The sequence below is a fragment of the Pseudoalteromonas sp. SG43-3 genome (assembly GCF_014164385.1).
GTDB lineage: Bacteria > Pseudomonadota > Gammaproteobacteria > Enterobacterales > Alteromonadaceae > Pseudoalteromonas > Pseudoalteromonas distincta.
In genome coordinates, this window is the sequence record NZ_JACJFC010000016.1 from 55,531 (window position 1) to 68,119 (window position 12,589).

The window sequence follows — 12,589 nt, forward strand, 5'->3', positions numbered from 1 at the left end:
CCTAGTTACAATTGAGCACAAGTATACATATACCTTAGTGCTAGGGGAAGTATTGCGCGGTGTATCACCTTATGCCAAGTTAGAACTCAGCATAAGGAACAATAGGGGTACCTGGGAACTCAAGCGTTCCATAAACAGGGTTAAAATAGTAACGTATGTAAAGTTGACCAAAGTTTGGTTCGTAAAAGTCAGAACGATCGATGGCTAAGTAGCCACCAAAGAACCAATTCGGCGTTATTCTATACTCAAAACTACCTTCAAGATTATATGAAACACCAGAACTTGTTTCACCTTCAAATACAGGGTCAACACCTGTTATTGATTCTCTATCATACGCAGCTATTTGCAAATCGCTATCGTTAGGGAAGAAATCAATAGATTGAGTTTTTGTTTGCGAGTACGAAACACCGGTTTTTAATCGATAAACAAAATCATCGCCCCAACGCGCGTCATAAGTGAGTGGCACGGATAGACCTACATAGTTTTGCGGACTGTAATAACCGCCGTGGCCCCAGGTTTCTTCACTTAAATTAAATTTATAGGCCCAATGCAATAAACTTGCACCCACTGTAAATTCGCGGTCTTGATTGCTTATCACACGATAATAGGTGCCGCCCATCAAGCGGTAGCGTTGGTTATCTTTTACGTTTTGACCTTTGTACAATGTAAAGTCAGCACTAGACCAAAATCCCCAATTGCCGCCTAAATCATGAGAAACATTAGCGGTTAAACCAGTTGAGCGAACCCCCCCCCAAATTTTACCAGTATTAACGTCTTCAAGGCCTGCATAGGCGAGTACTGAGCTGGTTACTGGTCGTTTTTCTAACTCAAGGCTATAGCCAAAGTCACCAAAGTCGTCCGAATAGTTAACACCCCATACAATGTCTTCGATTAAAAAGCCCAGTGGTGTTGTGCCAATATCTACGCGCCAGTTTTCGTTCTGCCAACCAATGCCAATATCAACGCCATCTTGCTCAGGACTTACCTCGTCAATACCACAGGTAAATATACACAAAGCGCCTTGACCGTATCGACTGCCAGCAAATTGCTCGTCAAATCGTGTTGTTTGCGCGCTAATACTTGTAGGATCTATTTTTACAAAGCCTTGCCCCTGCCAAAGCGGAAAGTACGCTTCAATAGGGACTAAACCAGCGCCCAATGTGGCCTCACTTTCAGTACTTACTTGTCCGCTAAAATTTACACCAACGGCAATGTAGGCTTGGTTTTTGTTTTGTTGGCTGAGTAGTTCTCGTTTGGCACCGTTTATATACCACTCGTCGTTTTCGTTGATGCGCGAAAGGGATGTGTAGAGTTCTTTCTCATTCAGTTGACGATTAGGTGAAAGCGTTTGTGCGTACCACGTTTGTGCTTGCTCTGTTTCATTAAAATTAGAGGCAACTTGCGCGCCTAAATAACGAAGCTCTAAATCATTAGGTGCTTTTTGAATAAGCTGTTCAGCTAAGTAAAGGGCATCACCTGCGTAGTTAAAATCGTTTAACGACTCCATAATTTGACGCTGAAAATAACTTTCTTGCGTTGTACTTTGTTCAATCGCGAGTTGTGTGACTTCTTTCGATTGGAAATCATCACCAAGCGCTCTGTAGGCTTTGGATATTGCCATTAAAGCTTGAGGTTCAATTAGCTGATTATTTTTTACTTTTTGTTCGTATAAAATAATCGCAGATTGGTTTTGTTCAAGTGCTAAGTTTGCATTTATTAGCGCAGTTGTTGTAGCTGATGAACTTGGGTATTTTTGATCAAGCTGATTTAGCTTCGCAATAAGATCACTGCCACTAAAATACTCAGAATAATAGGCATTTTGTAATTGCACAAACTGATCTATTTCACCATCAGAGGCATTTTCAGGAAGCCGATATTGATTAAACCAATCCGTAGTCTGAGTTTTATTACCCTGTGCTAAAAGCCATTCTCCATACAGCATATGCCAATAGGCTGATAATGAGGGGTCTTCAGCTAATGTGTCACGCATGAGTTTTAAAGCGTGGTTTTGTTCTTCTATGCTAAACCAGCTTCGTGCTAGCTCAGCTTTCATTGGTGGCGTTAAATTTTGCGCTTCTAACGCACTTAAGTGATAAATAGCAGCCGCTTTATTTTGAGAATTAATAAAACGTTCGCTTTGTGCTAAAGACTCATTAAGTTGTAACTGTTGTTCAAGAGATACAATGTCAGCATCGCGAGATTTAATTGGAACATACTGAAGCGTAGCAAGCGCACCTTGGTAATCGTCTAAAGCACGCAAAAACAGTGCATGGCTATACCTAAGCTGTGAATTTAGCGGAAATTGCCACAATACATTATTAAACAATGAGCGGGCTTTGTCGGTGAGTCCTTTTTGTTGATATATAAACGCTAAGTCGTAATATAACCAAGGCTCTTCTGGTGTTGCTTGAATAGCCTCTTTTAATATTTTTTCAGCCTCTTCTAATTCACCAGCTTCAGTTAGCTTTGTTGCCTTAGTTCTATACACGCTACTTAATGAGCTTAAATATGACGCTCTTAATATTTCTTTTTGTGAAAATGAAAGTCGATTAAAAAAAGAGGTGAGCGTTTTTTCACTTTGTTCAAGCTTTGCAATTTCGAGTAAGCCAAATAGGGCGCCTTCGTTTAACGGCTCGCTTTTAAGCACCACTTGGTAGGTAAGCGCAGCTTGTGAATATAGCCCTTGGGCAAATTGTAAGGTGCCACGATTTGCCAGTACGGTATTAGGTTCTTCTTCTAATGCGGCGGCTAAATCGAGTTTTAATTTGGCAACTCTAAATTCACTGCTGTCTATAGCGTCTCTTGCTTGGCGAATATACAGCCAAAACGTAGCTGTTTTAGCCATGCTTTTAAGGGTATTTCGCTCTGCAAAGTCGGCAGTGTATTTTTGTGCACGTGTAAAATAGTTATAGGCTTTACCATGCTCCCCTAATTGTAGGTAAAGCATGCCTAAGCTGTTCATTATTTCGCCGTCAGTAGGGCGGCCTTTTAATGCTTTTAATAGAAGAGGTTCTGCTGCATTTAATCTTTCTTGTTCGAGTAGCTTATTGCCTTTTAACCAAAGCTGATAAGCCGGGTCGGCTAATAATTTTTGGCGTGCTTTTAATTGCTTTTTAAAGTCTTGATACTGTAACTCTCCCTTATTACTAAACGGGTAAAGTATAAAGTATTGCTGAAATTGCTTGTCAGTATTACTGTTTATTGGCATATTTTTTAATGCAGAGAGCCAAATACCTTCAACTTCATCACTAAAACCCGATGTCGATCCATACTTACTTAAAATACGCATTGCTGCTTTATCGCGTGGGTTACGTCTTAGCAAATGTCTGGCATAAGCAACTTCTATAGTGCCTAGGTTGTCATAGCGTTTTAATAATTGCTTGTAACCATTTTTAACCCCTTGCCATTGAGCGCTGTCTTGTGCATACCAGCCTAAATGCTCAAGCTCAAAGTTTAAAGTAGGATAAACATCATTAAATATTTTATTGTAAATTTGACGTGCTTGTTCATATCTGCCGGCACGAGCAAGCAGCTTTGCTTCTTGAATTACTGCCTTGTCTTTACCTTGAATACGAGACATAACCTTGAGTTTTTTTACGCAAGGTGTTTGTTGTGTTAGTTGGTTATCAAGCTTATTTAATAACAAGTTTGCCTGGTCTGTATTGCCATTCGTAAAGTCGTAATGTGCAAGCGCACATTGCGTTTCTATTCGCGTAGGGGCAATTGCAACCAATTTTTGCAGGCTATCTTCAACAAGTCTTTTGTTTTGTTGTGCTTCACCAATACTAATTTGGTTTAATAACCAATCAACCGATTGTGTATCAATATCATTTATTGTTGCGGCATTTAAATTAGTGCTTAGTGCCAATGTACAAGCTAAGGCCAACCTTAACGACATTCAGTGCTCCAAGTAGGTTGTAGCGTTCCATCAGCCGTTATTTTAAAGCGCTTGTTTACAGCACTTTCACCAAATAAATGCAATACACTGTCGTAATAACGTGTTTGCGTAAAAGACTTATCAATCATTAGCTTTTGCTGAATGGCCATTACTAGCTCATCATTACCTTGCTCTGCTAACAAAGGCAACAGGGCAGCGTTAAAGCCCAAAGGTCCTCTTTTTTCAGATTTACCTGATTGAGCGTACGTATTTAAAGGAACATAGCCGCGCTCTTCAATAGTATCCACAAATGGTGCAAACTGAGCAAGAAGCTCTTGTTTGTAGGGTGCATCTTTTGCCATCATACTTGCCCAAAGGTAAACACGAATTGCATTATAACTACCTAAATCTGTATTTTTTCTGTTGTAGTAAAAACCACGGTTTGAATCAAACATAACCCAATCAGGGCTAACGCCTTGCTGTGCGGTATCTAAAATTAGCTTAGCTGATCCTTCGTGCAGTTGGTGCCACGGTGAATGTGGATAAAGCTTTTTAAATTGCTGGTAAATAAATAACGGCGAGTAGCTAGGATTTAGCTTATAGCGCTCATTGTCAAACTCAAAACCGGCAGGTGCGGGGAGTAAAGACAGGCCAAGGCCCGTTATGTAGGCGGTTTCTTCTCTGATTATACGTTGAGCAAGCACTGCGGCTAAAATACTATAGCGGCGTTCATCCCATAAAATTGCCGCTTGCGATAAACTGTAGGCAATCCATAGGTCTGAATCTGACGCAGGGTTTGAATCTAAAATACCCCCTACGCGGTTTTTATCTAGTCCCCATTTCCATGCTGGTAAACGCGTACTTAAATCGCCCTCTGATAAATGCTCTTGGGTCCAATTTAAAACAGAATCAAAAGCGGCTTTATCGTTGGCAATAAGCGCAAAAAATAGTGCATATGATTGGCCTTCAGAGGTTGTGATACTTTGATCACTGCCCAAGTCAATAACGCGGCCGTCTTGGCTTATAAAATGATTTTTAAACACTTGCCACGACTGCCAAGGTTCGCACTGTTCAACTTGTGCGTTGGCATTGAAAGCAAATAGTGCCATCACAGTAAAAAACATATTAACGAGTGATTTCATTATTCGTCTCCTTCAGCTAAACGCTTGTAAGTTAGTGCTTGTAATAATCGCCATAAAATAAATGAGATCAGCAATAGCGTTAAAATAGACAGTAATGCCAAAATAAATGGATGATCAGATAAGTGAAACCACACTAATGTATAGACTGGGATATGGCCTACAAAGTATTGCTCATCTACTTGAATGGTTTTAATACCCTGTGAGTTGATAATGGCTGCACTACCTTTTACTTGAGCTAATTTTTCTGAGTTCATTAGAACATCGTCAAGTATAGTAAATGCATTTTGCGTCGTAGCACTCAACGAGACGATAGAGCGGTCTGAGTCAAACGGTGATTGAAACCCTGTTATAACAGCCATATCGCCACTACTTTTAATACTAACCTCTACTTTATCGGTCGTTTGTTCGTCGTATGCACCATTATAAATTGCTTGTTTAATTGCGCGCTGATTATTGTTAAGCAAAACATTTGTTTGTGCATCTTCATCTAAGTCATTAGCAATACTGTTAGGTTTAGCAATAACGAGTATGTCTTTATCATCTAAATCAGCGTCCTCATTTAAATGAGCAACACTCATTCTGTGGGTTGGGTAGCCGGTGATTGCGCCAAAGTGCCCCGTTAAGTTAAATAAAACGGTTAAAGCATTAGGTGTTGGGTTTTCATCAATAAGTACAAGTGTTTTTTGTAAATCAGCATATTTGGTAAAAGGAAAGCCACTATTAGCAAATACGTTCAGATCTGGTAATGCGATGTAGTGATCAAATTCACTTACGTCAATGCTTGAATCGCCATCAATAACACCAAACTCACCGCCAGGAGGTGCAACAGCACATTCGCCTTTTTTGAGTACGCCAAACCTAAAGTCAAAGTTAAGTTCATTTCTGTTAGCTAAATTAATGCCATTGACAGAAAAGCCTTCTGTACTTTGTGTGGTGTCAGTATTGGCAACTAGTGGCAACAACGCTTGTGTTGTTTGTAATAAATCGTTGTTTTCATCTAGTAAAAAACCACTTATAAATTCTTGGTTTATTAGCATATTTAAACGAGAGTCGATGGCTTCTGATTCTGGCGTGCTACGGTACTGAAGAGTAATAGGTATTCCTCTTTCACGCCACGTGAATAGATCAGGTGCAAAGCGAATGTTTAGTTTTACTGGACCATTATTAAGACCTTGCGCCTGTAGTTGCGTAGGGTAGTCAATAAGCTCGTCAAAATGCACTGGACGATCGCTTCTAAGCCAGCGTGGTGCATCATACGCTTTTCGAAGTGGCAACTGATTTATGGCTTCAATACTTGCGCTTCTTCCAGTCATTACTTTGTGGCCAAATGCAAGGCCAGTCACCGCTGTTTTTAAATCAGCTTCATCACGGCCCAATATCAGTAACATTTTATAATAACGATTAAATGGGTTTGAAATGATTTCAATCGTTGGTTTTTCAACATCTGGGTAATCTTTCAAAAAATCAGGTTTTGAATCATTAGTAATAAAAACCACACTGTGTTGATCAGGCGATTTATTTAACGTTACGGGAAAATTAAATCCACGCCAATCAGCTTGGGCTCCAAACCAACTCGATAGCGTTGCTGCTGCTTCAATTGCTTGGGTGTTGGGTGTTTTAGCAAATACAAAGGGTAGGTTAAGTTTATTGTAATCTTTTTCATCAAAAAACGGCTCAGGAAGGTATTCTAAACGGCTATCGATAGCTAGTTGCTTTTGATCGAGCGTTATGTTGCTTGATTTATTTATTTCTGTCCAAATAGTACGGCTGAAGTAATCTTGACATCTAAGGTCGTAATAACCAACCAATTCAAAGCGTACTTGGTTGTAATCTTGGATATATTTAGCGTTTAGGTCGAGGCTATGTTGCACAGTGTTCTTTACAATACTAAGTTGTTCGTTAATAGGTAAAACAGTGACTAAATTATCATTAAAGTATACTTTTAAGTGCGAAACATTCGCGATTAATGAAGGCGAGTTAGTATACGAAAAGTTAAGCTTTAAATTGGTACTCAATTTATCTATTCGGTTTGTAAAGTCAACGCGGGAGTTGTTATTTACCCCGTTAAGCCTAAAACCTGTAAAGCCTAACGCTTCAAACTCTAAACGTAAACTCGACACCTGAGCGCTCTCAGGGTACCCATTAATGAACATTGATTTATTTTGTAATGGCTCAATTGCATGCACAAAGTAAGCGCAACAAATAAGCGACAATGTTAGGGATATATTAAGCAACTTTTTAATCATAATTATTATGCACTATTGGTCTTTTTGGAGTAAATGAGTTTACGTATACAACTATATCAGTAATAAACTGAATGGTCGGTTGGAGCGCTCGTGGCGCATGAAATAGCAAATTACTAAACCCTCTAAGGCTTGTTTTTTGCACTTCTTTAAAACTGTAAGATGGGCGGTCATGTCTAAAGTTATTTTGCCAGTCAAGCCACGCATCAGCTCGTGAAAATGTACATTGTATAAACGCGCGCTGTTTTTCAAGAGATAAATCTTTAATGGTTAAGCCAATTTGATTACCCCGAGTATTACAAACATGGGTAGTAAACGAAAATTGCTTATTACCGCGGCTCATTAATAATTCTATTTTATCGTTTACACGACAAGCATGTGCATGGTCGGTTTCTATTCCTACGCCGTTATCGGAGTAATCTGTAATTTTTACTTTTAATGTGTGGCCATTTGCTAAACGAACTCCCGCTGGGAAGTTTGCTTTAATGCGGTGTGAATGCCTCACTTGGCGTGCTTCTGCTGCCACGGCAACCGCAGCACCCAAAATGATAATATTATAAAGCGCCCACCCCATACTAATCAGCAGTACACCAACTTGCGTAGGGTCGCCAAAAAACAGGCGTAAAATACCGACTAACATACCGACTAAATTAATAGCGAGTAAAACCAAATATGGCTTAGAAATACCCCAGTCATAATGCTCTTTATCGTTTAATCCACCTTTTTCGGTAACGTTAAATTTACCTTTGTTTGGATTAAACAAAGCAACTGTTGTTGGCTTTAATATGTACCAAGCAAGCACAGATTCGTAAACTTCGCCCCAGAACGAATAGCGATACTTACCTTGTATTCGTGAGTTAGTTGCTTTTATTTGAATAAGTGTAGGTACAACGTAGATAAAAATAGCTAAAAATGGCGCGTAAATAATGTACGCATTAAAGTATATGAGTGCCAGGGGCGCGGTTAAAAATACAATGCGCGGAATACCTGATAGAAAATGCAGCATAGCGTTTAAGTAGCAAAGTCGCTGAGGGATGTTCAAGCCTTTGCCTAAAAGCGGGTTATCGAGCCTAAATATTTGCGCCATGCCCCGTGCCCAACGAATTCGCTGGCCAATATGAGCTGATAAACTGTCAGTGGCAAGGCCAGCAGCTTGAGGGATATTTATATAGGCAGTTTTATAACCTGCGCGTTGCATTCGCAGCGCAGTATGAGCATCCTCGGTGACGGTTTCAAAAGCGAAGCCACCTATTTCATCAAGCGCTTCTCTTTTGAGTACCGCACACGAACCACAAAAGAACGTAGCATCCCACATGTCGTTTCCGTCTTGAATAAGCCCGTAAAACAGCATGTTTTCGTTTGGAATTTGACTGTGGTTATTTAAGTTTCTCTCAAATGGATCTGCGGAGAAAAAATGATGTGGTGTTTGTACTAAACACACTTTACTGTCTTTTAAAAACTGTCCCATGGTCATTTGCAAAAACGAACGAGCAGGTACGTGGTCGCAATCAAAAATGGCAATATAGTCACCATCTGTGTAGCGCATAGCACTATTCATATTTCCGGCTTTTGCATGGTTATTATCTGGTCTTGTTAAATAACCCGCACCCACTTGTTTAGCAAATTCACCAAACTCAGGACGTTTACCATCATCTAAAATATAGACTTTCAGCTTATCTGCTGGCCAATCTATGCTTAATGCGGCAAGGGTAGTCGGCCTTACAACACTTAAAGGTTCATTATAAGTAGGAATGTAAATATCTACCGTTGGCCATAAGTCAGTATTTTTTGGCAACATGACAGGTTTTCTTTCAAGTGGGTTAATAGTTTGAAAAAAACCTAAAATAAGTACCATCCATGCGTATGTTTCTGCTAGTAACAAGCCAGCACCTAATGTAAGTGCTAAAGGGTCATCCCAATTAAGTGTTTCAGTGTATCGCCACCACAAGTATCGAGAAGATGTAGTGACAGATAAGGTGATCATTACAATCGTGGCCATATGGCCTTTTACGCGTTTGAGCGCGTAAGCAACCAGTAAAATAAAGCTAATAAACACCGCTTGCGCTTCAAGGCTAAAGGGAATAGTAACAAATATGGCAAGCAAGAATAATATCAGTGCAACAACAATGTATTTAATAAGTTTGTTCTGCCAAATACGAGCGTCGGCCATTGTTTTAAAAGCACTTTTTTTAGGCTTGTTGTTTTTGGAAAAAAGGCGCCTTATTAATCGGCCTAATTTAAGGTCGTACCAACGAAGTTGCCTTAGGCTATAACTGACTCCATCATAAAAGTAATTTACAGCATGTTTTTTTATAGACACTGATTTTTTTCTGGGTTTATGAACAGCAAAAAGCAAAAATATGCTCTGAATAACAAAGCGTATAATATTAGAATAGATATAAGTTCTGTATGGCAACCTTAAGTGTGGATAATAGTTATATAACGCTAACTCAAAGTTTTCTTTGTTCTTTTTTATATTCACAAATAATGAACCGAACAAAGTTATGAAGGGCATTAAAAAGGCTTCAATTACATTTACTTTGTGCTGATTAAAGTAACTATGAAATTTAAATAAAATATAGCGCACAAGCTTATCAGTGAATAATATACTCAAAAGAATATACAATGTACTGTGTATGGGCCTTTTATAAAAAAGAGTAAAGCTCATCGTCAGTTAGCCGCCTTACTTACAAGCCAACCGGCAAGTGTTTCAAAGTCATCGTTCGCTACACTGTATGGAGCGCAATTAAGGGCTACATTACGATTAGCTGTGGCCTCTTTAATAACTTCATCGCTGTTAATAAAAAACGGCGCCATAAATGGCAATGTAGATTGCCAAAGAGAAAATAGATCAAATTCTAACACTGAGGCTGCGTTGTAACGATTAACGACAAAAAAGTGTTTCCAAGTTGACTCTACTGACTTAAGAGTTTGAAGGCGCTTGTATATGAGGCTATGACAAATTGCATCGCAAGTGACTAGCTCAATAACAATATCGTTTTCTTCTAACGGGTAGTGAGAAATATTAATATGTGAAGGGCAATCGAATATTATCCAAGCAGATTCTTTATAATCCAGATTTTTGCAATTGTTAATTGTGGTTATAATTTCATCTAACGTTGATTCATTATCGCCATGGGGTAAAAAAAGAACGCCATCGCTATCTTTACGAAAATGTAATAATGCATCGACAAAAGTACTCTCGTTGCTCCAACCTTTTGTGGCTGTCCATTTAAGTCCAAAGTGCAAACCAAGGTCACTTTTAACATCTAGGTCTATGGCAACCACATCAACATCAGATTTTTTCAAAACGCACGCTAAGTTTGCAACAACTGATGTGCTACCTATGCCGCCTTTAACACCTTTAATAAAAATCCTTTGCAATGGTATTTACCTTTTTTATTTTTTTTCTTTAGATGTTTTTAATGCGTCATCAATTTCTTTCAATAGCGCATACTTGTTAATTGTTTTTTGATTTTTTTGTGTATTCATAATTTCTATATAGTCGTCACTTTTTCCACCAAAACGGCGAGCTAGGTTTTCTATGTCACTTGATGTGAGTATTTGTGAGCTTTTTGTAGCTAAATTGTTCATCACAACCTTTGTAAGCGTAATATTTATTTTTATTAAAAGTGGACAATATTTGGCTATTATATATAGAATAGCGGGCAAAACTAGTAAAAAAGTATTTTTTTTGAGGGCTTTTTAAGTGCATAACTTTAACATAACGGGTTTAGAGCCGGCTGCAAAAGAGTTAAAATCGGCTTCAAGTTATGCTGTTTTAGCCCCTTTAGATAATTTTGTGGTTGAATTTGCTTTACATGCAATTAACCAAAATTGCGCAAACGATATTTACATTGTTTCTCAAGACGTTGAATCTTTTTTTGAGTCGTCATTTTCTGCAGCAATTAATACTGCGTACAAACGTAGTAAAGTTCATCCATTTTCTCTCTCATCTGAGACACAGCATTACTCAATAGAGCGAATAAACAAAGGTATAATTAAAGAGATAGGCGCGTATAAAAAATTAAAAAATGCGCTAGTGTTTATCCACTTCAACACAGAGCTACTTAGTGCAGCAACCGAAGCTAGCACAAAAACAATAATGAACGATTACAGTGAGTTTGCAAAAAAAACAGGGGTTACCTTATTATTTTTGCTATCTGGTCCAGAAGTAACACACTATCGATTTTTAATAAGGCAGCTTAATAAATCTTTTGATGGATTAATTTTTGTAGATAATGATTCCGCTACCCGCGTTTTAGAGTACGATTATTGGCACCACACTACGGGTGTATTTGCTGATATGCAGTTTCAACTGTCGCTTGAAGATAATAAGTTTTTGGTACAAGAGGGAACTGTAAACGATCTAAAAGTATTCAATGGCTCGCATTTTCCAGATGAGGACGATGTCTGGTTAGTGCAAAGCGCGGTGCCAATCGGTACAAAATTGCCTACGCATTATTATACCGCAAAAGACAATAATGAGCTGTTTGACAAAGGCCCCAAATTAAAAGCGGCAACATTGGTGTTTGCTGTTACGCGTTACACAGATTTAGCACTGCTTGGTAAACAGTGCTTTGAACTGAGGAAAAGCTGCGGTCGTTGGTTAAAATTGGTAGTACAAAATGTTGATGGCGTTATTCGCCATCAAGATGAATGTTTATTTTTAACTTTAGGCGTTAACCTTATTTTGTATAGCTTTTCTGAACCTTCGCGATTATTATCTCAAATTCAATCTATTCAAGGGTTTCAATTTTCTAGACCGTTACCGCCATCTGTCGAGCACGTTCTGAAATATACTGAAAATACGTTTTCTAAAGGCTATTTACCTTTTGATGAATTTACGCGCCAAGTGGAGGTTCATAGTGACTCGGCTGTTAATCTTGGGGTTAGCGGCGTGTTGGTTAAGCTTGAGTTACTACCCCGCATAGAGCCCATTCACCCTTTACACTTGTTTCATATTAAGCGTGAAGGGGATGTATTTAGCCTTGCAGACAACACCGTGTATTTGTACTTGCATGCGTGTAGAGAGAACGACGTAAATAATGCAATCAAGCATTTATTCAAGCTACAAACGAGTGACTTTTTTGTGCAGCAAAATGTTATTTCAGATCATTTTCATATACAGCAAGAATGTAAGCAATTAAGGCGGCTTTATAGCGGTAAACAGGTTACTGATTATTCTAAACAGTTAACAGAGAATGATAGCTATAAGTTTGAACCCGGTGTGTCAAAAGGGATTACTGAGTCATTAGACACACCTGAGTTTACAAATGATGCGCGCCCCGATGCTGTGTCATTTGTAATGAGATTAAAGGCTTAAC

At 38.8% G+C, this 12,589-nt stretch carries 7 protein-coding genes; 1 reads left to right on the forward strand and 6 read right to left on the reverse strand.

All coding sequences use genetic code 11. The features are described 5' to 3' along the window. Window positions 1-79 precede the first annotated feature (79 nt). Genes H5157_RS14825 through bcsR form a run of 6 tightly spaced genes read right to left on the reverse strand, consistent with a single transcriptional unit; the run spans window position 80 to window position 10,856 of the window. Window positions 80-3,898, reverse strand: a complete 3,819-nt coding sequence (locus H5157_RS14825; protein ID WP_182724983.1) for a cellulose synthase subunit BcsC-related outer membrane protein — start codon at window positions 3,896-3,898, stop codon at window positions 80-82. Continuing rightward, window positions 3,889-5,019: a cellulose synthase complex periplasmic endoglucanase BcsZ gene (bcsZ, locus tag H5157_RS14830; RefSeq protein WP_182712578.1), complete on the reverse strand. Its 1,131-nt coding sequence runs from the start codon at window positions 5,017-5,019 to the stop codon at window positions 3,889-3,891. The genes H5157_RS14825 and bcsZ overlap by 10 nt, the downstream gene beginning before the upstream one ends. Further along, window positions 5,019-7,265, reverse strand: a complete 2,247-nt coding sequence (gene bcsB, locus H5157_RS14835) for a cellulose biosynthesis cyclic di-GMP-binding regulatory protein BcsB (protein ID WP_182724984.1) — start codon at window positions 7,263-7,265, stop codon at window positions 5,019-5,021. The genes bcsZ and bcsB overlap by 1 nt, the downstream gene beginning before the upstream one ends. Beyond that, the gene (gene bcsA / locus H5157_RS14840; RefSeq protein ID WP_182696004.1) at window positions 7,258-9,930 is read right to left on the reverse strand and encodes a UDP-forming cellulose synthase catalytic subunit; all 2,673 of its coding nucleotides are present in this window, start codon (window positions 9,928-9,930) and stop codon (window positions 7,258-7,260) included. The genes bcsB and bcsA overlap by 8 nt, the downstream gene beginning before the upstream one ends. 2 nt (window positions 9,931-9,932) lie before the next feature. After that, a complete protein-coding gene (gene bcsQ, locus H5157_RS14845; protein WP_182724985.1) occupies window positions 9,933-10,646 on the reverse strand; it encodes a cellulose biosynthesis protein BcsQ in 714 nt (237 codons plus the stop codon). A 15-nt stretch (window positions 10,647-10,661) separates the two neighbouring features. Beyond that, window positions 10,662-10,856 (reverse strand): BcsR/BcsP family cellulose biosynthesis protein, encoded by a 195-nt coding sequence (gene bcsR / locus H5157_RS14850; protein WP_006791406.1) that lies wholly within the window; start codon window positions 10,854-10,856, stop codon window positions 10,662-10,664. 115 nt (window positions 10,857-10,971) lie between these two features. On the opposite strand from bcsR, the gene bcsE reads away from it, so the two are divergent. Beyond that, on the forward strand, window positions 10,972-12,588 hold the full coding sequence (gene bcsE, locus H5157_RS14855) for a cellulose biosynthesis protein BcsE (protein ID WP_182724986.1): 1,617 nt from the start codon (window positions 10,972-10,974) through the stop codon (window positions 12,586-12,588). Window position 12,589: the final 1 nt, after the last annotated feature.